The organism is Deinococcus sp., assembly GCF_030523985.1.
Classification (GTDB): Bacteria; Deinococcota; Deinococci; order Deinococcales; family Deinococcaceae; genus Deinococcus.
In genome coordinates this window covers 1-22,383 of record NZ_JAUNHK010000046.1, presented here as the reverse complement: position 1 = coordinate 22,383, position 22,383 = coordinate 1, and the positions used below count along the sequence as shown (strand labels likewise).

At 63.3% G+C, this 22,383-nt stretch carries 25 protein-coding genes and 1 tRNA gene; 12 read left to right on the top strand and 14 right to left on the bottom strand.

Annotated features, from left to right (window positions below):
• Positions 1–42: 42 nt before the first annotated feature.
• The 9 genes from Q4C89_RS08450 to Q4C89_RS08410 all read right to left on the bottom strand — a co-directional run bounded on the left by Q4C89_RS08450 (position 43) and on the right by Q4C89_RS08410 (position 7,931).
• On the bottom strand, positions 43–492 hold the full coding sequence (locus tag Q4C89_RS08450; protein WP_303102165.1) for a hypothetical protein: 450 nt from the start codon (positions 490–492) through the stop codon (positions 43–45).
• A 53-nt stretch (positions 493–545) separates the two neighbouring features.
• A complete protein-coding gene (locus tag Q4C89_RS08445) occupies positions 546–1,319 on the bottom strand; it encodes a hypothetical protein (protein WP_303102164.1) in 774 nt (257 codons plus the stop codon).
• 101 nt (positions 1,320–1,420) lie between these two features.
• Positions 1,421–2,992, bottom strand: coding sequence for an L-glutamate gamma-semialdehyde dehydrogenase (pruA, locus tag Q4C89_RS08440; protein ID WP_303102163.1), 1,572 nt, complete (start codon positions 2,990–2,992; stop codon positions 1,421–1,423).
• 36 nt (positions 2,993–3,028) lie between these two features.
• Positions 3,029–3,421 (bottom strand): hypothetical protein, encoded by a 393-nt coding sequence (locus Q4C89_RS08435; RefSeq protein WP_303102162.1) that lies wholly within the window; start codon positions 3,419–3,421, stop codon positions 3,029–3,031.
• Positions 3,422–3,569: 148 nt separating this feature from the next.
• On the bottom strand, positions 3,570–4,502 hold the full coding sequence (locus tag Q4C89_RS08430) for a proline dehydrogenase (RefSeq protein ID WP_303102161.1): 933 nt from the start codon (positions 4,500–4,502) through the stop codon (positions 3,570–3,572).
• A gap of 47 nt (positions 4,503–4,549) precedes the next feature.
• The gene (locus Q4C89_RS08425; protein ID WP_303102160.1) at positions 4,550–5,206 is read right to left on the bottom strand and encodes a GntR family transcriptional regulator; all 657 of its coding nucleotides are present in this window, start codon (positions 5,204–5,206) and stop codon (positions 4,550–4,552) included.
• Between the two features lie 84 nt (positions 5,207–5,290).
• Positions 5,291–5,668, bottom strand: coding sequence for a peptidase inhibitor family I36 protein (locus tag Q4C89_RS08420; protein ID WP_303102159.1), 378 nt, complete (start codon positions 5,666–5,668; stop codon positions 5,291–5,293).
• Between the two features lie 200 nt (positions 5,669–5,868).
• Positions 5,869–7,284 (bottom strand): triacylglycerol lipase, encoded by a 1,416-nt coding sequence (locus Q4C89_RS08415; protein WP_303102158.1) that lies wholly within the window; start codon positions 7,282–7,284, stop codon positions 5,869–5,871.
• 254 nt (positions 7,285–7,538) lie between these two features.
• Positions 7,539–7,931 carry a hypothetical protein gene (locus Q4C89_RS08410; RefSeq protein ID WP_303102157.1) on the bottom strand — a complete coding sequence of 131 codons (393 nt, stop codon included), beginning with the start codon at positions 7,929–7,931 and terminating at the stop codon, positions 7,539–7,541.
• 108 nt (positions 7,932–8,039) lie between these two features.
• Between Q4C89_RS08410 and recO the strand changes: the two genes are divergently transcribed.
• Positions 8,040–8,780 carry a DNA repair protein RecO gene (gene recO / locus Q4C89_RS08405; RefSeq protein WP_303102156.1) on the top strand — a complete coding sequence of 247 codons (741 nt, stop codon included), beginning with the start codon at positions 8,040–8,042 and terminating at the stop codon, positions 8,778–8,780.
• 56 nt (positions 8,781–8,836) lie between these two features.
• Positions 8,837–9,679, top strand: a complete 843-nt coding sequence (locus Q4C89_RS08400; RefSeq protein WP_303102155.1) for a DegV family protein — start codon at positions 8,837–8,839, stop codon at positions 9,677–9,679.
• 21 nt (positions 9,680–9,700) lie between these two features.
• Here the strand turns inward: Q4C89_RS08400 and Q4C89_RS08395 are convergent, their stop codons facing one another.
• Positions 9,701–10,585, bottom strand: coding sequence for an alpha/beta hydrolase (locus Q4C89_RS08395; RefSeq protein ID WP_303102154.1), 885 nt, complete (start codon positions 10,583–10,585; stop codon positions 9,701–9,703).
• A gap of 65 nt (positions 10,586–10,650) precedes the next feature.
• Positions 10,651–11,373, bottom strand: coding sequence for an SDR family oxidoreductase (locus tag Q4C89_RS08390; RefSeq protein WP_303102153.1), 723 nt, complete (start codon positions 11,371–11,373; stop codon positions 10,651–10,653).
• A gap of 97 nt (positions 11,374–11,470) precedes the next feature.
• Between Q4C89_RS08390 and ppgK the strand changes: the two genes are divergently transcribed.
• The 5 genes from ppgK (at position 11,471) to Q4C89_RS08365 (ending at position 15,221) form a co-directional block, all read left to right on the top strand.
• The gene (gene ppgK, locus Q4C89_RS08385) at positions 11,471–12,286 is read left to right on the top strand and encodes a polyphosphate--glucose phosphotransferase (protein WP_303102152.1); all 816 of its coding nucleotides are present in this window, start codon (positions 11,471–11,473) and stop codon (positions 12,284–12,286) included.
• Between the two features lie 45 nt (positions 12,287–12,331).
• Positions 12,332–13,066 (top strand): sporulation protein, encoded by a 735-nt coding sequence (locus tag Q4C89_RS08380; protein ID WP_303102151.1) that lies wholly within the window; start codon positions 12,332–12,334, stop codon positions 13,064–13,066.
• A gap of 45 nt (positions 13,067–13,111) precedes the next feature.
• On the top strand, positions 13,112–14,257 hold the full coding sequence (locus tag Q4C89_RS08375; RefSeq protein WP_303102150.1) for an amidohydrolase family protein: 1,146 nt from the start codon (positions 13,112–13,114) through the stop codon (positions 14,255–14,257).
• 61 nt (positions 14,258–14,318) lie between these two features.
• Positions 14,319–14,534 carry a 50S ribosomal protein L31 gene (rpmE, locus tag Q4C89_RS08370; RefSeq protein WP_303102149.1) on the top strand — a complete coding sequence of 72 codons (216 nt, stop codon included), beginning with the start codon at positions 14,319–14,321 and terminating at the stop codon, positions 14,532–14,534.
• Positions 14,535–14,603: 69 nt separating this feature from the next.
• Complete coding sequence (locus Q4C89_RS08365) at positions 14,604–15,221, top strand: thymidine kinase (protein WP_303102148.1); 618 nt, start codon at positions 14,604–14,606, stop codon at positions 15,219–15,221.
• An 80-nt stretch (positions 15,222–15,301) separates the two neighbouring features.
• On the opposite strand, the gene Q4C89_RS08360 is transcribed toward Q4C89_RS08365, so the two are convergent.
• Positions 15,302–16,984 (bottom strand): 30S ribosomal protein S1, encoded by a 1,683-nt coding sequence (locus Q4C89_RS08360; RefSeq protein WP_303102147.1) that lies wholly within the window; start codon positions 16,982–16,984, stop codon positions 15,302–15,304.
• Positions 16,985–17,351: 367 nt separating this feature from the next.
• Between Q4C89_RS08360 and Q4C89_RS08355 the strand changes: the two genes are divergently transcribed.
• From Q4C89_RS08355 to Q4C89_RS08345, 3 genes are all read left to right on the top strand, one after another.
• Positions 17,352–17,425 (top strand) — tRNA-Gln (locus Q4C89_RS08355).
• A 102-nt stretch (positions 17,426–17,527) separates the two neighbouring features.
• Positions 17,528–18,523 (top strand): thioredoxin-disulfide reductase, encoded by a 996-nt coding sequence (trxB, locus tag Q4C89_RS08350; RefSeq protein ID WP_303102146.1) that lies wholly within the window; start codon positions 17,528–17,530, stop codon positions 18,521–18,523.
• Between the two features lie 92 nt (positions 18,524–18,615).
• On the top strand, positions 18,616–19,131 hold the full coding sequence (locus Q4C89_RS08345; RefSeq protein ID WP_303102145.1) for an HD domain-containing protein: 516 nt from the start codon (positions 18,616–18,618) through the stop codon (positions 19,129–19,131).
• 68 nt (positions 19,132–19,199) lie between these two features.
• Here the strand turns inward: Q4C89_RS08345 and Q4C89_RS08340 are convergent, their stop codons facing one another.
• Positions 19,200–20,165 carry a complex I NDUFA9 subunit family protein gene (locus Q4C89_RS08340; protein ID WP_303102144.1) on the bottom strand — a complete coding sequence of 322 codons (966 nt, stop codon included), beginning with the start codon at positions 20,163–20,165 and terminating at the stop codon, positions 19,200–19,202.
• A gap of 330 nt (positions 20,166–20,495) precedes the next feature.
• Positions 20,496–20,954 carry a DIP1984 family protein gene (locus Q4C89_RS08335; RefSeq protein WP_303102143.1) on the bottom strand — a complete coding sequence of 153 codons (459 nt, stop codon included), beginning with the start codon at positions 20,952–20,954 and terminating at the stop codon, positions 20,496–20,498.
• Positions 20,955–21,007: 53 nt separating this feature from the next.
• Between Q4C89_RS08335 and Q4C89_RS08330 the strand changes: the two genes are divergently transcribed.
• Together Q4C89_RS08330 and Q4C89_RS08325 are read left to right on the top strand one after the other, a co-directional pair.
• Positions 21,008–21,994 (top strand): hypothetical protein, encoded by a 987-nt coding sequence (locus Q4C89_RS08330; protein WP_303102142.1) that lies wholly within the window; start codon positions 21,008–21,010, stop codon positions 21,992–21,994.
• A 25-nt stretch (positions 21,995–22,019) separates the two neighbouring features.
• The coding region (locus Q4C89_RS08325) for a hypothetical protein (protein WP_303102141.1) at positions 22,020–22,383 on the top strand (364 nt) is incomplete at its 3' end.

Sequence of the window (22,383 nt, the reverse complement as noted above, 5' to 3'; positions counted from 1 at the left end):
CCCCAAAGTGATCTCCACTAACGTCTGCTCTCATGACTTTTATCAGGCCGTAAGCCCTCCAGTGATAAACGGCCCGTCCATTGAGCCACAACGCGGGCAGGCTTTGGGGTCCGTGACCACCTGCGAGAACTTCAGGTCGGCCACCAGCTTACCGTGCGGGTCGTAAATAACGACAGCGTGCGCTGGGCTGCCCTCTTGCGCCCAGTTGTCCAGCGTGACCACATGCCCACGTGGACTGATCAGAATGCGGCCCGGAGTGTTGACCAGGTTGTGCTTCCAGAGGGTTTTCAGCGTGCCGTCGGCCTGAAGCTGGAACAGTTCGCCCCAGCTTGCCCTGGCGCTGGCGGTGGCTTTATCCACGCCCTGCGGCAAAAACTTAAAGCCGTAACTGCCGTAATCCGTGCCTACTATTGAGGGTCTGGGCGGGGCATAAGAAGTGGCTGCCGCGAAAGGAAACAGGGCAGCAAGCAAGGTCAGGGCAAGGCGGCGCATGGCCGGAATGTAGCTGGGGAAAGTGACGGGGGAATGACGGAAAGTCACCTCACTCAGCGAATGCGGATGCTCTGCACCAATTGGTCGAGGGTCGCCAGCTTGCCGCTTTCGGCATCCAGCCGCGTACTGATCCGGCTCATGGCTTGCAAGCCGCCCGCTTCGGGCAGCAGAGGGCGTCCCGCCTCTACTGGAAAGCTGGCGGGAGCATAAGGCAAGTGCACGGAAACGACGTATTTTCCGTCCCGACTCAGCCCCTGAAAGGTATAGAACACGCCGCTGCGCGGATAGTCCGTCAGCATCTCCTGCCCACGAATCGCCAGATAGCGCACTCCCTGAAGCTGCGGCGTCTGCACGCGCTTGATAGCGCCTGCGGCGACCTGAGCCGTGTTCGTCAGCGGCAGATAGGGAAGCTCCTTCCACCCGCGCTGTGCGGTGGGCAAACGCTTGCCGGAAATGATGTCGCGCAGGCCGCTGATTTGGTCGTTCACCTTCGTTTTTGCTGGCCCCTGATATAGCGTCAGCCAGTTCTGCACGGGCGTGACCGTGACGTAAGCGGGCGGCATGTCGGCGGGAAACTGAGACTTCCATCTGGTCTGCCCGGCCCTGTCCAGCACCACCCGAATCTGCGAGGGCGAGAACTGAAAGTAGGGGCCGACGTTGGGGCCGCTTTCGGCGTAGGTCACGGCGGGGCGCACCTCTGCCCGCACCGTGTCACCAGGAGCCGACAGCGTGACGTAGGGCAGGGGCGCAGGCTGAAAGCTGACTTTCGCCTGGGCCAGCGCGGGTGAAAGGGTGAGCAGGGCAAAGGCGAGGGATAAGCGCAACATGCCCGGAATCTACTTTGACAACGTGACGGGATGATGATGTAAATAGGCCCCCAGCACACTCGCCAGGGGCCAAACTCTTTCAACTCTAGACCATCAACGCCTTACCAGCGTTCCGTCACCGTCTTGAGTTGCATGAAGTTTGCCAGATAATCCGGCCCGCCCGCCTTGCTGTCGGTGCCGCTCATGTTGTAGCCGCCGAAGGGCTGCACGCCTACGATGGCGCCCGTAATCTTGCGGTTGAAGTACAGGTTGCCCACTTCAAACTCGGCGCGGGCCTGTTCCAGCCGCTCGCGGGAGCTGCTGCACACGCCCCCCGTCAGGCCGTACTCGGTCGAGTTGGCGATGTCCAGCGCGTCCTGCCAGTCCTTGGCCCGCAGCACGGCGACCACTGGCCCGAAGATTTCTTCCTGTGCCAGACGCGAGTCGCGCTGCACGTCGCCCACGATGGTCGGCTGAATATAGTAGCCCTGCTTGCCGTCACATTCGCCGGGAGCCTCGCCGCCCAGCAGCACTTTGCCTTCCTGTGGGGCAATGTCCAGATAGCTCTTGATTTTGTCGAAGCTCATTTCGTTGACTACGGCGGTCACGTTGGCATTTTCCTCGCCCGTGCCGATTTTCAGGGCCTGAGCGCGTTCCACGAAGCCGCTCACCACTTCGTCGTACACGCTGTCCACCACGATCAGGCGGCTCATGGCGCTGCACTTCTGGCCGTTGAAGCCGAATGCCCCCTGCACGGCGGCGGTAATCGCGTTGTCCAGGTCGGCGGTTTCGTCCACGATCAGGCCGTCTTTGCCGCCCAGCTCCATCACCACGCGCTTAATCCACTTCTGGCCGGGCTGAACTTTGGCCGCCACTTCGTTGATGTGCAGACCCACGGCGCGGCTGCCCGTGAAGGTGATGAAGCGGGTTTTGGCGTGGTTCACGAGGTATTCGCCCACTTCCTTGCCCACGCCGGGCAGGAATTGCAGCACGCCCGCAGGCAGCCCGGCTTCGCGCATGATGTCCACCATGAAGCCCGCGATGAGGCCCGCGTCCTCGGCAGGTTTCACGATGACGCAGTTGCCCGCCACAATCGGGGCCGCCGCCATGCCGATGAAAATGGCGCAGGGGAAGTTCCAGGGGCTGATGCTCACGCCCACGCCCAGCGGAATGCTCATCAGGCCGTTTTCCTCGCCCTCGAACCACGTCGTTTCGCTGCTGCCGAAGCCCGCGTACTTCATGGCGCTACGGGCGTAGTACTCCAGAAAGTCAATCGCTTCGGCCACTTCCACGTCGGCCTCGGCGTAGTTTTTGCCCACTTCAATGCTCATCAGGGCGCAGGCTTCCAGGCGGCGGCGCTTCAGAATCGCGGCGGCCTTCAGCAGAATGCGGGCGCGGGCGTCCATGTCCCACTTTTTCCAGCTTTCAAATGCCTTCCAAGCGCCTTGCAGGGCATTTTCGGCGTCCTGAATGGTCGCCTTGGCGGTGGTGCCCACCACTTCGGCGGTGTCGCAGGGGTTGATGCTGGTCAGCTTCTCGGCGGTGTCCACTTCCTTGCCGTCAATAATCAGTGGGTAATGCTTGCCAACCAGTTCCTTACGAACTTTGGCGAGGGCGTCTTGGTACGCCTTGACATTTTCTTCTTTGGTGAAGTCGGTGAAGGACTGGGGGCGGTATTCCTGAACTTTAATCATGGTGTTTCTCCTTTGGAAAGGTCTAGGGATTTAAGGCTAAATCTGGGAGACGTTACATACGGAAAAGTAACGCGAAAACATCTTACAGATGGCGACTGCCCTTCTTCCATCTTTTTCGAAGAAGTAGCCTGCGCCCATTTGTTCTGTGAACTGCCATCCTTGATTTAGGAGCAAAGGCCGAATTTGCTCGGCATCTCTCAGCAGGTAACGCCCGCCTGCACTGCCTGTCTGGAAATGCTTCGGCTTGCCCGTGAAATAAACGGCAGGTGCGGCAGAGAAAAGCTCTGCGGCATTCGGTTCCTGACGGTTCAGCGCCGCACTATTCAAACCCAGCCAGAGCAAAGGCCACAGGGCGTAAACGAGGGCGAAACCCAGAAGAGCGGGCCAGAAACGTCGGAAAGCATCAGTGGGGCTTGGTAAGGTGTGCATTTTCTGTTACTCCAGAGGCACAATTTAGACGGTAGCTTCAGCGGGTTAACCCCTCCGACCCCTGCGGGGCCACCTCCCCTTGAAGGGAGGCATGGGGCGCTTTCAGGCTCCCTTTTAAGGGGAGCTGTCAACGAAGCTGACTGAGGGGTTAGCCCTTCAACATTCCCTGCACCACGAACGCAGCATTTCTGGGCGTTTCGGCAATGCGGCGGCTGAAGTACGCGTACCAGTCGCGCCCGTAGGGAATGTAGGCGCGGACGCGGTAGCCCCCCTGCGCCAATTGCTTTTGCAGGTCACGCCGAATGCCGTAGAGCATCTGGAACTCGAACTGGTCTTTGGCGATGCCGTGGGCCAGCACAAAGCGCTTCACGTCTTCGATGATTTTTTCGTCGTGCGTGGCGACGTTGCAGTAATTTCCGGCCTTGAGGTGCTGGTACACGAGGCGGCGGTAGTTCTGGTCTACGTCGGCCTTGTCGGGGTAGGCAACGGTTTCGGGTTCCAGGTACGCGCCCTTCACCATGCGGATGTTGGGCTTCAGGTCATCCAGCGTGGCGCGGTCGGCGAGGCTGCGGAACAGGTAGCTTTGCAGCACCGTGCCGACATGCTCGTGTCCGAACTCGCCCACCAGCATGCGGAACTGCTCCAGCGTGATGTCCACACGGGTATGGTCTTCCATGTCCAGGCACACGAACCCGCCGTACTCCTTCGCCTTGCCGACGATGCGGCGGGCGTTTTTGAGGCCCAGATCTTCGCCTTTCTCGTCTTTGCCCTGGCCCACGCTGCTCAGTTTGATGCTGACATAGGGCTTGATTCCGGCGGCATGCGCGGCGTCGATCAGCTTCAGCACCTGCTCGGCAAACTCGTTGCACTTCTCGGGGCTGTCGATGAACTCGCCCAGCAGGTCGAGGTTGCCCTGAATGCCGTCGGCGGCGAGGTCCTGCACGGCTTTGATGGCAGTTTCGATGCTCTCGCCCGCCACGAAGCGCTCGGCGAGGGGCCACATCTTGTCACGGGCCAGTTTTTCCACCTGCGGGCGCTCTGCGACGGTCAGAATGGCTTTTCGGTACAGTTGGTCAATCATTGGTTGCTCCTTCGGGGAGAGGGGAGGACATGGGTGTCAGGCGGGCACTACGGTGGGTCTGCGCCCAGGTCGTGCAGCACCAGAACACCAAATGTGCGGACATGCAGGCGGGCGGCCTCCCGCGCCGCTTCGGGCTGGCGCAGCAGCACCGCTTCCAGAATGGCGGCGTGCTGGCGCTCGGCGTCGGGCCAGGCGTTGTAAATGCCGGTCTGGTGCTTGATCAGGGCCACGCGCTGTTCCAGGTCGCGGGCCAGGTCGCCCAGCGCCACGTTGTGCGCCGCCTGGGTGATGCAGCGGTGGAACGCCAGGTCAAGCCGCGTCTGCTGGCGGTAATCTTGGCTCTGGGCGCTGTTCAGTTCCTCCAGGGCAGCCCGCAGCGCCCCGGCATCGACGGGGGTATGGTGCCGGGCTGCCAGAGCCGCCGCCAGTCCGTCCAGTTCCTCCCGCACGGTGTAGGTATCGCGGGCTTCGGCTGCGGTCACGGTTCGCACCCGCACACCCTTGTTGGCCTCGGCCACCAACAGGCCGTCCTGCGTCAATCGCATCATCGCTTCCCGAATAGGCGTGCGGCTGACCCCAAATTGCTGTCCCAGTTCTACCTCGCCCAGTCGCTCGCCGGGCAGCAGTTCGCCGTCCAGCACGGCGCTGCGGAGGTGCTGGTACACCCCGTCGCGCACCAGTTCCGGGCGGCGGAATTCGGTCATGCTGGATATTGTATACAATTTCTACCGGAAAAGAAAAACGACGCCCTGTCATTCGACAAAGCGTCGTCTGTTTCGCAGCACCGTTCAGCGGGGGCGCACGGTCTCACAGGTGCCGGAGGTCAGTTGCCAGGCGTTGATCTTGTCGTTGTCGCCGTCTCCGACATAATCAATCTTATCCTTGGGTGCGACATCGACAAGCAGATACAGTTTCCAATCGAGACCCAGGTCGTACAGGCAGAGGGTCTGGTCGGTGTTGTTGATGGCAGAGGACAATACGTCCCAATCGTCTTGCGCCAGCATCCCCGAGTTGCCCACAGCAGTCAGTTGACGACCAGCGAAATCCCGGTGCTCAAACAGACAGAAGCCGCCTGCCGCGCAACGGCTGCCCACAGGGGTCTGAGGCTGTCCACAAGCGACCAGACCCAAAGGAAAGAGAGCGAACAAAAGCAGTTTGCGAAACATGACCGACCTCCTGTCGAGAAAGATTCTTCCTCTCTTGCTGAACTGTCCGTCATCATAAAGTCAAAGGGACGGTACTTGAATTGAGAGAGTATTGACCAAGTCCCAGCCACTGTAGATTTTCGTCAGGCAACTGTCGAGAAAGCAGAAACGCGCCCAGGTTTGGAACCCGGACGCGTCCAGTTATTGTCGGCTGGCGAGATTCAGTTCTGGCTGCTCAGGAAGGCGGCCTGGTTGCGGTAGAACTGCTTGACATCCCTGATAGTCAGGTTCCCAGTGATGTCGAGGTGATCATATCCGTCCAGTTGTCCCAGGCGGTACCACTGACCCGGCTGCGTGGGCTGCCCGGTGTAGTCACTGGCCTGCTCACCCAGCGGCTCATGCTGCGCCTTAACAGGCACCAGGCCGTCGTTTTCCCACCAACTCGCATCGTAGCTCACCAGATTCAGAGGGCTGGAACCACTCTGGTTGCCCAGGCCATTGGGCATGGGCCAGGGGTAGGGGTAAGCAGTGGCCACCAGAGGCTGCCACATGGTGACATTGGGATAGCGCCAACCGGTAATCAGGCCGCGTGAAGTGTCCTCGGTAGCCCACGAGAAGTACTTGGTATAGGCGCTACGACCGATAAATTGGTTTGCTTCGTAAGCACCATCCACACGCAGGTCATATCCACCTTGGTCATTGGTCGTCCAGAGAGCGTTGTTGGGGTCGAACACCCGGTCGCTGTAGGACTTGAAGGACTCACCCGGCTGGCGGTACAGCCCGAACTGACCCAGATCGAAGTCGTAGATGGCGTTGGTCACAGACAGCGCACTCAGGCCGCCTGCCATGGTGATCAGTAGATCTTTAAAGAAAGGAATTTCGTCTTGCAGGCTGTCAGAGGCGGGGCTGCCCGAGTTGGCTCCGCTGATGGTCATCAGATTTTTGACCCAACCGTGACGCCCACCCACGAACAGGTTGTCGCCGTCGGCATTTTCAGGAGACCCGTCGTCGAGCAGCTTGACCAGGAGGCGGGCCGTAGGCGCACCCATCGAGTGTCCAATCAGGTTGACAGGGTGCTCGGCGTCCCACTGCGGGTAGAAGCCGGGGTAGCACTTGCGGGTGTCGTGCCGGGTGTGCCCCGCTTCCTGCGAGTGAACTGCGCCGTAATCCACGCAGCCGCCCTTGATCTGGGCGTAAGCTTCGGCGGCACGGTCCCAGTTGGAGCTGAGTGGCCCCATGCTCACGGTAAAGACCTTGTAGCCCAGCGATTTGAGGTCTTCTTGCACGTCGACCAGACCGCCCCAGTACTTGATGCCCAGGGCCTCGTTGCGCCCGAAGCCACCCAGACCGTGCACCAGCACGATCGGCACGCTCTTGTCCACGGCCTGAGCGCTGATAGGCTTACCACCGGGGTAGGTGGTCGCCAGGTCAGTCATCTCGGGCTTGACCAGGGGTTCGGTGGGGTTGGCCTGTGCCTGCAAAGCCGCCGCTTTACGGGCGGCATAGTCGGCCTCGGCTGCCGCCGCCGCAGTGCCTCCCGCCGTAGCGGACGCCGAGGGAGTGACCGCAGGCGTGGACTGACCGCAGGCCGCGAGCAGCAAGGACAGAACGGGGATCAGCAGGGCAGACTTTTTCACAGACAGACTCATATTTTCCTCCACAGAATAGAAATGGACGCACCAGCTCAAAGGCCGATCTCAAAGCTCAGTTTCGGGACACGATTTGGACTCGGTCAATTTTTGGTGAACGTCTAACATTTTGCACATCTGTCCCCGCCGTGTCTACTCTCCCCCGGCTGGGTTCAGTTCCCCCAATTGGCGGGTAGAAACGAAAAAACGCGCCCGGAACGGCTGTCCGGGCGCTGCGCTGTCTAGGTGACGTTGGCCGTCGTTTACTCTGCGTAAATGTTTTCAATCGGGAAAATGCGCTCGGCAAAGGCTTCCAGCCCGCGCTGGCCTGCCCGTGCCTGACAGCCTTCGGTGGGGGTGCATAGCGTGACATACCTCGTCAGCCGCGCCCCGACCCGCACCCGGTAAAGCTGAGCTTCGCTGCGGCTGCGGGTGTGGTGGCACAGGTCGCAGTGCAGGGCGGTGCTGCCTTTGGGAGCAATCGGCGTGAACTCGGCCAACTGGTCGCCATGCACCAGCGCCAGCCGCCCATCGGCGACCGGATAAAGCCCCAGCGTGGGGGGCTTGTCGAGCGGTCTTTCACCAAAGATTTCGCGGTAGGACTCGGGAAACAGTTCAAGCAGCAGTTCGGCGGCGGTATGGGCCTTGTCGCTCATCCGGGGCAGTCTAGAGTGAAGCGCGGGCGGGTACTGTGGTCAGTCTTCAGATGTGACCTGATTTCGCTCCTGACAGAAAAAGCGGCTTTCTTTGCTATATTTCTCGTTATGCGCTCGCGTACCGCCAACCGCAGCGGCATCGTCATTCGCCGCCGGGTGACGCCTGCCGGAGACATTCTCGTGACCCTGCTGACCCCCCAGGGCAAGCTCAAGGCGGTGGCGCGGGGCGGAGTCAAGGGGCCGCTCAGCAGCAGCCTGAACCTGTTTCATCATGTCGGGGTACAGGTCTATCAGGGGCCGCACAACGACCTGGCCAGCGTGCGGCAGGCAGTGCTGGAAGGCGCGTTGCCCACGCTGGCCCAGCCGGAGCGCTACGCCTTCGCGCACCTGATGGCCGAGTTTGCCGACGCACTGTTTCAGGAAGGCGAATTTTCCGAGCAGGCGTTTGAACTGTTCGCGGCCTCGCTGCGCGGTATTGCCCACCAGGACGACCCGGAATGGGTGGCCCTGGTGCTGTGCTACAAGCTGCTGGGCCTTGCCGGGGTCATTCCGCAGACCGCCCGCTGTGCCCGCTGCGGAGCGCCCGAGCCGGAGCATCCCGACCCGCTGGGCGGGCAACTGCTGTGCGCCCGGTGCGCGGCCCTGCCCGCCTACCCGCCTGCCGTTTTGGATTTTCTGCGCCACGCGGTGCGCCGCAGCGTGCGCCAGAACATAGACCATCCGGTAGCGGCCAGCGAACGGCCCCGGCTGTGGCAGGCACTGGAAAAGTTCGTGTCGGCGCAGGTCGGCAACGTCCAGAGCTGGCGGCAACTGGTCCCGCACCACCGCGCCACTGGACCCGCTATATAGCCGGTATGTAAACAGGAGTGAGCGCAGGCCAGTTCTCAAGAGTACGATCAAGAACGATGCAGCCAGCCGTCCTTCTCGATTCGTCCAGTGACATCAGCCTGTTGCAGGCCACTGAGCTGGGCGTGCATCTGCTGCTGCAACCCATAGAGTTCGGTGGAAAGACCTGGCTCGATTCTGAAGAAATCAGCAGCGAGCAGCTCTATGGCCCACTGCGTGCCGGGGTAGCCCGGCCAGCGCCCTTTCCGATGCTGGTGGAACGGTACAGCACCACCCTGGAGCGCCTGCTGGAGCGGGCAAACCATGTCCTGGCGATTCATCCCAATCGGTACGCCAACGGCATGCTGGAAGTCGCGCAGCAGGCCGCCAGCCACTTTCCAGGCCGCGTGACCGTCTATAACGCCCAGACCCTTTCCATCTTTATGGCGCTCCTGGGTGAACGGGCCGTCCAGGGCTTCGATCAGGGGCTTTCTCCGCAACAGGTCATGAGACAGCTTGACCGCTTTCACCAGCTTTCGCACTCGCTTCTGTGTCTGGAGACGACTGAGTTTCTTCCCGAGGATTCCCCGTCAGGCCAAGCGGTAAAACACCTTTCGCCTTCCCTCAAGCCGATTCTCCGCGCTCCGGGAGGGCAGGTCGAACTGCTGACCACGGCTCCCGACAGCACGGCGGCCCTGCGAATCATGCGTCAGCGGTTGCAGCGCCAAGCTTCCGACCTACGCGGAGGAGACGTGGTGTTCGCCCACCGTGACGCCGCCGAGCAAATCGCCGTACTGGAAAAAACAGCCCGTAACCTCGGTCTGCGCGTCCGGTTCAGCACGACTTTCAGCCTGACGGTTTCAGCCGTCCTGGGGCCGGGGGCTTACGCCTTCGGCATCTTTCCGCCGCCTGCGGAAATCTAGGGTGTTCCCCGGTTTTCCGCCTCATTTCAGCCGATAGGCCTCCACAAAACGGATGATTTCCGCCCGCGTGCCGCCCAGCCAGGTCAGGTTGCGGGCGACTACGCCGATGATGGTGACATGGTTCAGGCGCGGCAGCACGACCCGCTGCACCTCCACTCCTGCTTTTTTCAGCGCCGCTTCCATGTTCAGGGCGTTCTGGGGGTAAACGGTGGTGTCGTTCTCCGCGACCAGCAGCAGATGCGGGGGCGCGTCGGGCCGCACGTGGCGGTCAGGCATGATGTCTGCCGGGTCGCTGCCCTCGGGAAAGGCCACCCGACTAGGGTAGTCGCGGAAATCGTAGGAGTACGGCCCCGCGATGCCGATGACGCCGCGCACGCTGCCCACCGGGACGCCCACCTCGGCCAGCCAGCGGGCGTTGTCCACCACTTCGACTGCGTTGAAGCCGCCTGCCGAGTGACCCGCCACAAACAGGTTTTGCGGGTCGCCGCCCCACTCGCGGGCATGGTCACGCATCCACCCCAGCGCCGCCGCCGCGTCCTGCACATAGGCGGGGTAGCGGTGCTGCGGCGCGAGGCGGTAGTTCATGACGCCCACCACGTACCCGGCCCGGGCCAGAGACTCGCCCACAAAGGCATGGCCCGACTTGTCTCCGCCTTCCCACGAACCGCCGTGAATGAAGAGGATGGTCGGTGCCCGTTGCGCCTGGGGCGGGGCGTACACGTCCAGTCGGTTGCGCGGGTCAGGGCCGTAGCTCTGGTCAAGTGAGACCCGCAGGCCCCGCGCTGGGTTGGTCGCGTTGACGGCGTTCTGAACATTGGCCCCCGAACAGGCGGTGAGGGTCAGCGTCAGCGCGGCGGCTCCGGTCAGCCACCAGGCCGCACGCCGCAGGGAAAAGGAAGCAGACATGACCGGATACTAGGCGCGGCCCCGGCTTCAGAGGGCAACGCAGGCCACGAAAGGACGCGTCAGGGTCAGATGCTCCAGCCGCCGTCCACCAGAATTTCCTGCCCGGTGATATAAGCAGCCTCGTTCGTCGCCAGAAACGCAATCGCGGCGGCGACTTCTTCCGGCTTGCCGAAGCGCCGCGCCGGAATTTTGGCCTGGAGCTTGGCGGCCTCGGCGGGGTCGGCGTGCAGCTTTTGCAGGCGCTCGGTGGCGGTGTAGCCGGGGGCCACCGTGTTGCAGGTCACGCCGTCGGCAGCGACTTCGAGGGCCAGGGTTCGCAAGTGGTTGGTCACGGCGGCGCGCATGGCGTTGCTGACAGGCAGGTTCAGCGCGGGGCGGCCCACCGTCAGGCTGGTAATGGCGATGATGCGGCCCCAGCCCCGTTCACGCATTCCCGGCAGGACGGCGTCGGTCAGGCGGGCGGTACTCAGGAAGGTGGTTTGAAAGCCCTGTTCCCAGGCTGCCCCGGTCACAGCACTCGGCAGCGAGGGGGGCGGGCCGCCCGCGTTGCTCACCAGAATGTCCACCTGTCCCGCCGCCTCCACAGCCGCCTGCACGCCCTGCGGGGTACTCACGTCGGCCACCACCCAGGCCGCACCCAGGTCGGCTGCCGCAGCCCTTAGCACCTCTTCGCCTCGCGCCGCCAGCGTGACCACCGCCCCCAGGTCGCGCAGTTGCCGCGCCGCCGCCAGCCCGATGCCTTTGCTGCCGCCCGTCACCAGGGCGCGTTTGCCGTCCAGTTTGAACATGTCCGGAGTCTAGCGGGCCACGCGTCTCCTTTCCCTTTGCCGCCGAACCCTTTCGCCTGACACATTTTTCGGCTGTGCCGCCTATGCTGACGAAACCATGACGATTCTTCTCGGTATTGACATCGGCGGCAGCGGCATCAAGGGCGCACCCGTGAACACGGCGACAGGCGAACTGGCAGGCGAGCGCCACCGCATTGCTACGCCCGCAGGGGCCAGGCCCGAAGACGTGCAACTGGTGGTCGCCGAACTGGTCGAGCATTTCGGCCTGAAAGGGCCAGTGGGCGTCACTTTCCCCGGCATCGTGCAGGGGGGCGTGACCCTCAGCGCCGCCAACGTGGACGCAGGCTGGGTGGGGCTGGACGCCGACCGCCTGTTCACGCAGGCCACCGGACACGAGGTGCATCTGGTCAACGACGCCGACGCCGCTGGACTGGCCGAAGCCAAATTCGGCGCGGGCAAGGACGTGGCGGGCGTGGTGATGGTGCTGACCTTCGGCACGGGCATCGGCAGCGCCCTGATTCACGACGGCAAACTGGTGCCCAACACCGAGCTGGGCCACCTGTGGCTGCGCGAAAAACACGCCGAAACCTGGGCCTCCGACCGCGCCCGTGAACGCGACGACCTGAACTGGAAACAGTGGGCCAAGCGGGCCAACAAGTACCTGCAACACCTCGAACTGCTGTTTTCGCCCGACCTGTTCATCATCGGCGGGGGCTTGAGCCGCAAGGCCGACAAGTGGCTGCCCCACATCGAACTCTCGCGCAGCAAGTTGGTTCCGGCGGCCCTGGAAAACGAAGCGGGCATCGTCGGCGCGGCGATGGTGGCGGCGGCCAAAGAAACCTACGCGGAGAGCAAACCCGCCCGCAAATCGGGCAAGGGGGCGCTGGCCTTGCCCAGCAGCAAGAAGAAGTAATCCCGACCCCGGAAACTTTTTTCCCATGCCCGGCGTACTCAGGGCATGGGATTTTTCAAGAAGATGATGGCCGCGGCGGGAATCGGTGCGGCGCGGGTGGATGCCCGCCTGCACCACTCTGCCGTGCGCGTCGGGGAAGAACTGCGCGGCACGGTCACCGTCACCGGGGGAAAAGTCGAGCAGCATATCGAGCGGCTGAACCTGGGGCTGACCACCCGCTACCGTGACGGCGAGGAATGGGCGACCCACACGCTGTTTTCGCTGCCTGTTGTCGGCAGCTTCAGCATTCGCCCCGGCGAGGTACGAGAATTCCCGTTCAGTCTACCCGTCCCCTACGGCACGCCGCTGACGGTGCGCGGCACGGACGTGTGGCTGGTCACCGACGCCGACATCGCGGGCGGCATGGACCCCGGCGACACCGACCCGGTGCAGGTTTTGCCCGATTCCCGCATGGCGACGGTCATCGAGGCGGCGCAGCTTTTGGGCTTCATGCTGAAGGGCAGCGAGGTGGAATACCACCACGGGCGACTCGTGCAGGAGCTGAGTTTCACGCCCCCCTACGGGCAGTACTCCATCAGCGAACTCGAAGTGCTGATGCTTCCGGCGCAGGGCGGCCTGGACGTGGTGCTGGAAGTGGACCGCCGCGCCCAGGGCCTGGCGAGCCTGTTCGTCGAGGAATTCGAGACGAAAGGCCGCTGGTTTATTCCCGATGCCCAGTTGCAGCAGGGGCCGCAGCTGCTGGCCCAGGACCTTGCCGGACGCATTCGCCAGTTGCGTTGACCCATCTGCCCGAAGGAGCGGGAAGCAGGCAGTAGCATCGGCCCCATGACTGCCGACTTGCTGCCGCGTCTGCTGCTGTGTGACCTGCTCTACACCGGAATGGGCGCGCCGCAGTCGCCGGGCGGGGTGGTGGTGGTCGGTGGGACGGTCGCCGCCACCGGACGCCCCGACGACCTGCGCCGCCAGTATCCCCAGGCCCGCGAGGAGCGCGTGGGCATCGTCGCCCCGCTGCCGGTCAACGCCCACACCCATCTGGACATGAGCGCCTACGAATTCCAGGCGTTGCCTTACTTCCAGTGGATTCCCGAAGTCGTCATCCGGGGACGGCATCTGCGCGGGCCGGAAGCGGCGCGGCGGGGAGCCGACCTGCTGACCGGGCTGGGGCAAAGCGTGGGCGACATTGTCTGGTCACCCGAAGTCATGGACACGCTGCTGGCGCGGAACGATCTGCAAGGCACACTCTATCTCGAGGTACTCAGTCCCTTTCCCGAAAGGGCCGACGAGGTGTTCGCGGAGGCCCGGCAGCGCCTGGAGCAGTGGCGCAAGCTGGAGCGTCCGGGGCTGCGGCTGGGCCTGTCGCCTCACACGCCTTTTACCGTCAGCTGGCGGCTGATGAAGCTGCTGAGCGACTACGCGGCGGGCGAGGGCTTACCGCTGCAAATTCATGTCGCCGAACATCCCAGCGAACTCGAACTGTTCCGCACGGGCGCGGGGCCACTCTGGGACAACCGGATGCCCGCCCTCTACCCCCGCGAATTTGCCGAAATCATAGGCCGCTCCCCCGAACCCGACCTGACGCCGGTGCGCTATCTGGATGAACTCGGTGTTCTGGCGGCCAAACCCACCCTGGTTCACATGGTCAACGTGACCCCCGACGACGTGGCGCGGGTAGCCCGCTCCGGCTGCACGGTGGTCACCTGCCCGCGCAGCAACCGGAACCTGGAATGTGGCGTGTTCGACTGGCCCGCCTTCGCAGCGGCGGGCGTCACCGTGGCGCTGGGCACCGACTCGGTGGCGAGCGGCGCAACACTGGACATCCGTGACGAAGTGGCCTTCGCCCAAAAGCTCTATCCACAATTGGAACGCGAAATCGTGCGTGCTGCCGTCAAGGGGGGAAGCCGGGTGGTCGGTACGGTCAGCCCCTTTATCCGGCGCGGCGAAACGTGGCAAGAAGCTTACATCTGGCGATGATGTGCTATACTTCTGCGGTTAGACCGCTACGCACAGTGACGTGGCAAAAGGAGAAGGAGCAATGCAAAAAGACCTGCACCCCAAGGCCGTTCCCTGCAAGATCATCTACCAGGGCAAAGTCGTGATGGAAACCCTCAGCACCAAGCCCGAAATCCACGTGGACGTGTGGAGCGGCGTGCACCCCTTCTGGACCGGCGAAGAGCGCTTCGTGGATACCGAAGGCCGTGTGGACAAGTTCAACAAGCGCTTCGGCGACAGCTACCGCCGCAAGAAGTAAGTTTTACCCGTTTCAGCGCCCTGCCTCCCCGGTGGGGCGTTTTTCCGTTCCGTCTGCCATACTCCCTCAGTGTTACGTTCTCCCTACTCCGGCGGGCATCTCGAAGTCATCGTCGGCCCCATGTTCAGCGGCAAAAGCGAAGAACTGATTCGTCGCCTGACTCGTTCGCTGATTGCGCGCCAACGGGTCGCCGTGTTCAAACCCGCCATCGACAACCGCTACCACGCCACCGAGGTCGCCAGTCATGCCGGGCGCACCCTTGACGCGGTGGCCGTGCCCGATGTTGCCGCCATTCGCGCCCATCTGTCCGGGCAGGGCGACTTGCTGAGCGCTTCACCCGAGGGGGTAGACGTGGTCGGCATCGACGAAGCGCAGTTTTTCGGCCCGGAGCTGGTACCACTGGCCCTGGAACTGGCCGAGGCAGGGGTGCGGGTGGTGCTGGCGGGCCTGGACCTCGATTTCCGCGCCGAGCCGTTTGGCTGCATCCCCGACCTGCTGGCCCGTGCCGAGAGTGTGGACAAACTGACCGCCATCTGCACCGTGTGCGGCGCCCCCGCGACCCGTACCCAGCGCCTGATTGGAGGACAACCCGCCCACTTCGACGACCCGGTAGTGCTGGTCGGCGCCAAAGAGAGCTATGAGGCACGATGTCGGGTTCACCATGTCGTCAAGCACGGAGAAAGGTAGGGTTGGCGAAGGCTCTAAGAAGACAAACGAAAAAACCGCCCCACTTGGAGGCGGTCTTTTTTCAGGCTAGGAAGGGAGGGTTACTCCTCGCTCTTGCCTTCGTCCTTCTTGTCGCTTCCCAGACCGAACTGCGCGAACAGGTCCGCGTAGACGTCGCCGAGCTTGGTGCTGATCTTGCCACCCTGCTGGGCATCCTTGGCGTTGTAGGCGTAGTCGGCACCGCCGCCACGTCCACCACGTCCACCGCCACGTCCGCCACCGCTGAAGGTCGCGTCACGGCGGCTGCCGCCACCCTGGCTGACGTAGTCGCGCTGTCCGCCTTCGCGCTGGGGCGCGGGGCCACCGCCCAGGAAGCGGCGACGGCTCAGGCTGGCGCGCTGCTCGACGGGGTCGATGTTCAGAATCATGGCTTCGATTTCGTCGCCCTTCTTGAACAGGTCGGCGGGGTTGTTGACGCGGTTGAGGTCGAGTTCGGAAATGTGAATCAGGCCTTCGATGCCTTCTTCGATTTCCATGAACACGCCGAAGTCGGTCATGCCGGTGATCTTGCCCTTGACCGGGGTGCCGGGGGGGTAGCGGTCAGGCAGAGCGCTCCAGGGATCGTCGGTGGTCTGACGAATACCGAGGCTGATGCGGCGCTCCTTGGGGTCGATACGCAGGATGACGGCTTCGACTTCGTCGCCTTCCTTCATCACTTCGTTGGGGTGACGCACGCGCTTGGTCCAGCTCATTTCGCTGACGTGGACCAGACCTTCCAGGCCGGGTTCGAGTTCGATGAACGCGCCGAAGTTGGTGAGGTTGGTGACCTTGCCCTTGACCTTCTGGCCGATGCTGTAGCGCTCGGTGGCCCCTTCCCAGGGGTCTTGCGTCAGGGCCTTCATGGACAGGTTGATGCGCTCGCGGCCTTCGTCCACATCGATGACCTGAACCTGAACCTTGTCGCCCACCTTGACCACGTCGCGGGGGTGGTTGAAGCGCCCGAAGGTCAGTTCGCTGCGGTGCACCAGACCGTCGATGCCGCCCAGGTTGACGAACACGCCGAAGTCGGTGATTTCGACCACTTCGCCTTCGAACTGTGCGCCGGGTTCGAGCTGACCGACGGTGGCTTCGCGGGCCTTGGCCTTCTCGGCCTCCATGATGGCGCGGTGGCTGATAATGACGCGGTTGCGCTTGCGGTTCAGCTCAATGAGCTTGACCATCAGGGGCTTGCCGACGTAGGGATCGAGGTCGTTGACGCGGCGGGTGTCCACCTGCGAGGCGGGCAGGAAGGCACGGATGCCCTCGACCTGCGCGACCAGACCGCCGCGCACCTTCTCCAGCACCTCGACTTCGAAGGCTTCGTCGGCTTCCTGCATACGCTCGAGGACGCGCCAGCCCTTGTCCTGCTCGGCACGCTTCTTGCTGAGCACGATCTGGCTGTTGGGCAGGTCCACGCGCACCACGTAGGCTTCGATGGCGTCGCCGGGCTTGTACATTTCCTGGGCCTGTTCAAGGCTCACGGGTTCTTCGCCAAGCTGGTTGAGGGGAATAACGCCCTCCACCTTCGCGCCGATGTCGACGGCAATCCCTTCCTGGCCGATAAAGACCACGGTACCGTCCACGATGTCGCCACGTCCGACCGCTTGGGGCTCCTGCGCCTCGGCGGCGAGGATGTCCTCCATGGTCATCTCGGGGTACTCGCGCTCGGCGCTGGTCTGGGTGTTGGTGCCCGTCACGGGCTGAGTCCCGCCATTCACAGCGGGGGTCTGGGTGTTGTCTTCCATGAACTCCTGTCCTCCTGGCCTGGAACCTTCGCGTTGGAATGCGCCAGTGCCTTGCCTGATACCTGTGCTGAACGACCTTCCAAAGGCGAAAATCGGAGGAGTCCGACGCATCGTCAATTTGGGGTTTCGTTGCACGGCAACACCTCAGCTTATCACAGAAAATTCATTCTGGACAAGGCCCCATCAGTCGCAATCCGCCTCGCCTCTCCCGTTCCAAAGGACACTGCGGCCATCCCGTTAGGGCAAAAATGGTGACTCCTACATTGAGACACGGGGGGTGTGAGGCCACCGACCGCTCTTGACGCTTCCGCATGCCTCGCCTATACTCTCCTCCGCCTTACTGAAGGCCCAGCCAGATGAACACCGTTGGGGTATCGTCTAATGGCAGGACGTCGGTTTCTGGCACCGTTAATCTAGGTTCGAGTCCTAGTACCCCAGCCACGAGGAGAGGAGCAGCCGCTTCTCTCTTTTTTTGTTGCCTTTTGCCTGGTGCGTGGGCCGATCATTAGCTTTAAAAAGTAAAGTGGATCGCTGCCCCGGCAGGTGGCCCGGTGGTACCCTGAAGCCATGACGAATGTGACGAACGACTACGATGTGGTCATTATCGGCGGCGGCCCGGCGGGACTGACGGCGGCTATCTACACGGGCCGTGCCAACCTCAGCACCCTGATTCTGGAAAAGGGTCTGCCCGGTGGTCAGATTGCCCAGACCGAAGAAGTCGAGAACTACCCCGGTTTTCCCGAGCCGATTCCCGGCATGGAGCTTTCGCAGCGCATGGTGCAGCAGGCCGAAAAATTCGGCACCCGCATCGAGATGGATGAGGTCGAGTCGGTCAGCCTGAACGAAGACGGCACCCACTACCGCTTTACCGTGAAGGGGTACAGCGGCAGCTACCGCGCCAAGAGCGTGATTCTGGCGACCGGAGCCAACCCCCGGCAACTGGGCGTGCCCGGCGAAGAAAAGTTCTGGGGCAAGGGCGTGAGCACCTGCGCCACCTGCGACGGCTTCTTCTACCGGGGCAAGAAAGTCGTGGTGGTCGGCGGGGGCGACGCTGCCGTCGAGGAAGGCATGTTCCTGACCAAATTCGCCGACGAAGTGACGCTGATTCACCGCCGCGACAGCCTGCGGGCCAACAAATCGGCCCAGGCCCGCGCCCTGAGCCATCCCAAGATGAAATTCATCTGGAACACGGTAGTCGAGGAGATTCAGGGCGACGAGCATGTGACGGGCGTTCGGTTGAAGAACGTGCAGACCGGAGAAGTCAGCGACTTTGCCACCGACGGCGTGTTCGTGTTCATCGGCCACATTCCCAACACCGACTTCGTCAAGGACACCGTCAAGCTGCGCGACGACGGCTATGTGGAAGTGCGCGACGAGATCTACACCAACGTGCCCATGCTGTACGCGGCGGGCGACGTGAGCGACTACATCTACCGCCAACTGGCGACCAGCGTGGGCGCAGGCACCCGCGCCGCCATGAGTGCCGAGCGCGAACTGGCCGCGATGGAAGTGCCCGGCGAGGCGACTGCCGCCGATTGAGACATCCAGCGCTACCCGAAGACCAGGAGCGGCTGCGTGCCCCCTGGTCTTCTCTTGGCCTCGCAGCAGGGTGAGGCGCTACCATAGCGCGCATGTTGCGCCTTTCCCCGTTTGCCCGGTTGCGCCGAAAGTTTCAAGGCTATGTGGGCAAGGCCAGGCGGCTGTCGCGCAGTCTGCGGGCCGACGCTGCACGGCCCGACGACCGCTGGGCCGCAACCTTCCTGAATCCCGGCGAGGCCCTGGTCTACCGCAGCATGGACCCCCGCGACCGTGAACATGCCTGCCGCGTGACCCGCCACCTGCTGCGCGACCACCCCGACGCCTCGCCGGAACTGGTGGCGGCTGCGCTGCTGCACGACTGCGGCAAGAGCGTGCGCCCCTACCATGTCGCCGAGCGGGTGCTGGTCGGCCTGATTCCGCACCGTCTGACGCTGATGCTGCCGCAGGCTGGAGCACTGGGCATCCGGGCCGCGCACCCCGAATTGGGAGCCGAGCTGCTGGCCTACGCCGGAGCGCGGCCCCGCGTGGCCCAACTGGTGGCCCGGCACCACGCCTCGGTGGGCGACCCCGAAGCGGCGCTGCTGCACCACTACGACGAACTGGAGTAAGCCCGGTCCATAAGAAAAAACAAGGCCCAGAACTGCCGGACGGTTCTGGGCCTTGTTCGGTTGGTGCCTTATTTCGCTTTCTTCTGGCTGTGGACGATCTGCGGCAGTTTGTCCTGAAGGCGGTACATGGGCAGGCCAAAGGTGGAGCGGGCAGGTTCGTTGGGGGCCGTATTGCCCGCCTTGAGCATGGCGTACTGGTCCCCGGTAATGGGCGCGAAAGGCAGCTTGTTCATGACGGGAACGGCCACGTCCATCAGCTTGAGCGGCACGGGCACGACTTTACGCGACTTGCCCAGGGCCGACATTTCGAGGTCGAGCAGTTCGCGGAAGGTGAATTCCTGCGGGCCGGTCAGGGCGTAGGTCTGGCCTACGGTCTCGGGCAGCGTCAGGGCGCGAGCAAATGCCTGAGCCACATCTTCCACGCTGACCGGGCGGAAGGGGAACTGGCCGTCGCCGATCTGCGGCACGACGGGCGCGGACGCGAGGCCTTTGAGGACGCCGCCAAAGAATTCGTCCCCAACTCCGAAAATCAGGCTGGGGCGGAAGATGGTCCAGGCCAGCCCACTGAGGCGCACCAGCCCTTCGGCCTCTCCCTTGCTCCAGGCGTAGGCACTGGGACTCATGATGTCGGCTCCCAGGGCACTCATGTGCAGGTAGCGCACGGGTTGCGGACGCTCCATCTCGTCGCCCTTGTGGGCGTCCTGCCGCGCCTTGTCGTGGTCGCGCACGGCCTGAACCACATGACGCGTGCCCTCGATATGCACCCGCTCGAAGGTCTGCTTGCCCTGCTCGGCGATGATGCCGACCAAGTGAATCACCGCGTCGGGGTTCACGTCGCGCAGCACCTGCCGCACACTCTTCTCGCTGGTCACGTCCAGCTTGATACCTATTCCCTGGCCCACACCCCGACCCTGACGGGAACCCGCGAAGACCTCATAGCCGCGCCCGGTCAGTTCACGCACGATGGCGCGGCCCACGAAGCCACTTGCACCAGTCACGAGGATGCGGGAAGTCGAATTCTGCTCAGTTGCCATACCTGCATTGTGTCTGCCCGGAGCGGCCTTTGTGTGGGAAGGGGGTCAAGTGATGCCCAAGCCTCCCCAAAAAGCCTCACCAAAACAGTCCACCCCTCCCCGAAGGAAAGGGTGGATTCGGCGCAGTTTCGCCCCCAAGCATCAAGGTCATGGTCGTGAACGTGAAGGGTGAAGCGTCAGCGGTGAGGGGTGCTGGGCGTGCCCAGTGAAGGTTCGGAGGTCAGTCCGGTTGACTCCGCCCCGGAGCCGCTAGGGGTGCGGCCTTGTTCCCCGCCGCGAGGTAGACCTTCGCCTGCTTTCCGGCGAAGCTGCGCCGAGGGCAGTCTGGCGCTACTCGGGCAGTTCGGTCAACCAGTTGGTCTGCTGAATCTCGGCTTCCAGTTCGCGGCGCTGCTTGGCGAGGGGGTCAATCAGGCGCTGCAACTCGCGGGCAGGAATCACCGCCACGATTCTGACCTCGCTGTTGCTGTAGCGGTTCTGGCGCTCGGAAGCCGTCGCAGCGGCGCGGCGCAGCACCTTGAGGCGCAGGTCGAGCAGGTCGCGCCGGGTCAGGGCTTCGGTCAGGCTGAGGCCGCCCGGCAACCTGGCTTCCAGATTGGCCCGGTGAATACGCGGCAGCAGCAGCTCCAGCGCCGTCACCACACTCAAGAGCTCGTTGAGCAGCTCCAGCGGGTCTTCGGACGGCAGCTCGCCTTCCTGCATCTGCAAGTTCCGCACCAGGCGTTCTTCAAGCTGGGCGGCCCGTTTTTGCAGGTCGGCACGTTCGATCAGGGCTTCGGCCAGTTTCATGGGGGCAGTGTAGACCTGCCCGTAACGGCAGGCTCCTATACTTGTCTCAACCCATGCTTCAGCGCCTGCACCAGCTTCCGCGTCACAGCCGTCTGGCCTGGCTTTGGCCTGCTTTCACCTTGACGGCAGCCCTGGCGCTGAGTCTGCGCTTTCCGGAAGACCGGACCCTGCTCTCGCAACTGGCCCTTTTCGATGTTACGGTGACGACGGCCCTGATTGTGTTGTTTTCTATGCCCAGGTCGCAAAGAGGGTTCAGACCCCTGCTGGGCGTCGTTCTGCGTGGAGCAGCGCTGGCAGCACTCGTTTTCCCCGAAGTGCGGTCCGTCCTGAAGCTGGAAGTCCTGCTTGTCGTGCTGAGTGCCGTTTTCGCGCTGCGTGGTTTAAAACGCCCCCTCCCCGAAGGCTTTAGCGAACTGGACGACTTGGAGCGCACCTATGCCTTCTGGCTGCGCCTGAGCCGCCATCCCAGGCTGCACCGCCCCCTGCTCTGGGACCTGACGCTGTTCAAGCACCTGCTGATGCGTCCGCGCTTACCCGCTGGACAGCACTTCGGAACCCGGCACGGCGCGAGCACGGGCAGTACGTTTACGCTGCTCATCTTCGGAAGTGTGGTGGAGGGCCTGCTGTCGCATGTGTTGCTGGAACGGTGGCAGCCACTGGTGGCTTGGGTATGGACAGCGCTGAACGTGCTGGGGCTGGTCTGGCTGCTGGCCTACGGGCGCGCCCTGAGTACACGGCCCGTGACGCTGACCCACCGCCGCCTCTACCTCCGCAGCGGCCTGCACTGGACGGCCAGTACCCCCCGCGCCAACGTGCATCAGGCCAGGCCATACTCGCCCGAACTCGACCAGGACGCATTGAACATCGCTATAGACGTGCGGCCCAATGTCACGCTGGAATGCATAGTGCCGCTGCGGGTGCTGGGGATGTACTGGGTAGAAAGGGAAACCGCCAAAGTTGCCCTGCATTTGGACAACCCCGCCGCTTTTATGGAGGCGCTGCAAGGCACCGACACTAGGCCACTTGACCGATGCCGCTGACCGGCCTCTCCCCTACCCTCGGGGCATGCCCCTCACCCATAGGCCCTACCGCGACGACGCCGACCTGACGCTGCTCCTGCACTGGCTCTCGGCCCACGCGCCCGACACGTTCATGCACCCTGGCGACCTGGTGTGGTGGCTGCGGCAGAACACGCTGGTAGACCCGGCGCAGGCCCTCGACCTGTTTTTCGACGGTGACGCCTTGCAGGGCTTTGCCTACAGAGATTCCGGCTGGGCCGTGCTGCAAGGGCTACCGCAGCTGCCCGATGAGGTCTGGGACGCCATCGTCGCCCAGGTCGCGTCCGAAACCGCAGGCCAACTGACCGTGCAGCCTCACGAATGGGACACCGCGCAGGTGGCGGCCCTGACGCGGGCCGGACTCAGGCCCA

Bases quoted from the DNA above. Each gene is read 5' to 3' on its own strand.
- Q4C89_RS08400 (WP_303102155.1), top strand. From the start codon at position 8,837: ATGCAGCCAGCCGTCCTTCTCGATTCGTCCAGTGACATCAGCCTGTTG.
- Q4C89_RS08340 (WP_303102144.1), bottom strand. From the start codon at position 20,165: ATGGCAACTGAGCAGAATTCGACTTCCCGCATCCTCGTGACTGGTGCA.
- Q4C89_RS08435 (WP_303102162.1), bottom strand. From the start codon at position 3,421: ATGCACACCTTACCAAGCCCCACTGATGCTTTCCGACGTTTCTGGCCC.
- Q4C89_RS08335 (WP_303102143.1), bottom strand. From the start codon at position 20,954: ATGAAACTGGCCGAAGCCCTGATCGAACGTGCCGACCTGCAAAAACGG.
- Q4C89_RS08445 (WP_303102164.1), bottom strand. From the start codon at position 1,319: ATGTTGCGCTTATCCCTCGCCTTTGCCCTGCTCACCCTTTCACCCGCG.
- Q4C89_RS08375 (WP_303102150.1), top strand. From the start codon at position 13,112: ATGACTGCCGACTTGCTGCCGCGTCTGCTGCTGTGTGACCTGCTCTAC.
- recO (WP_303102156.1), top strand. From the start codon at position 8,040: ATGCGCTCGCGTACCGCCAACCGCAGCGGCATCGTCATTCGCCGCCGG.
- Q4C89_RS08430 (WP_303102161.1), bottom strand. From the start codon at position 4,502: ATGATTGACCAACTGTACCGAAAAGCCATTCTGACCGTCGCAGAGCGC.
- Q4C89_RS08395 (WP_303102154.1), bottom strand. From the start codon at position 10,585: ATGTCTGCTTCCTTTTCCCTGCGGCGTGCGGCCTGGTGGCTGACCGGA.
- Q4C89_RS08380 (WP_303102151.1), top strand. From the start codon at position 12,332: ATGGGATTTTTCAAGAAGATGATGGCCGCGGCGGGAATCGGTGCGGCG.
- pruA (WP_303102163.1), bottom strand. From the start codon at position 2,992: ATGATTAAAGTTCAGGAATACCGCCCCCAGTCCTTCACCGACTTCACC.
- Q4C89_RS08425 (WP_303102160.1), bottom strand. From the start codon at position 5,206: ATGACCGAATTCCGCCGCCCGGAACTGGTGCGCGACGGGGTGTACCAG.
- Q4C89_RS08450 (WP_303102165.1), bottom strand. From the start codon at position 492: ATGCGCCGCCTTGCCCTGACCTTGCTTGCTGCCCTGTTTCCTTTCGCG.
- Q4C89_RS08420 (WP_303102159.1), bottom strand. From the start codon at position 5,668: ATGTTTCGCAAACTGCTTTTGTTCGCTCTCTTTCCTTTGGGTCTGGTC.
- Q4C89_RS08345 (WP_303102145.1), top strand. From the start codon at position 18,616: ATGTTGCGCCTTTCCCCGTTTGCCCGGTTGCGCCGAAAGTTTCAAGGC.
- Q4C89_RS08410 (WP_303102157.1), bottom strand. From the start codon at position 7,931: ATGAGCGACAAGGCCCATACCGCCGCCGAACTGCTGCTTGAACTGTTT.
- rpmE (WP_303102149.1), top strand. From the start codon at position 14,319: ATGCAAAAAGACCTGCACCCCAAGGCCGTTCCCTGCAAGATCATCTAC.
- Q4C89_RS08360 (WP_303102147.1), bottom strand. From the start codon at position 16,984: ATGGAAGACAACACCCAGACCCCCGCTGTGAATGGCGGGACTCAGCCC.
- Q4C89_RS08390 (WP_303102153.1), bottom strand. From the start codon at position 11,373: ATGTTCAAACTGGACGGCAAACGCGCCCTGGTGACGGGCGGCAGCAAA.
- Q4C89_RS08330 (WP_303102142.1), top strand. From the start codon at position 21,008: ATGCTTCAGCGCCTGCACCAGCTTCCGCGTCACAGCCGTCTGGCCTGG.
- ppgK (WP_303102152.1), top strand. From the start codon at position 11,471: ATGACGATTCTTCTCGGTATTGACATCGGCGGCAGCGGCATCAAGGGC.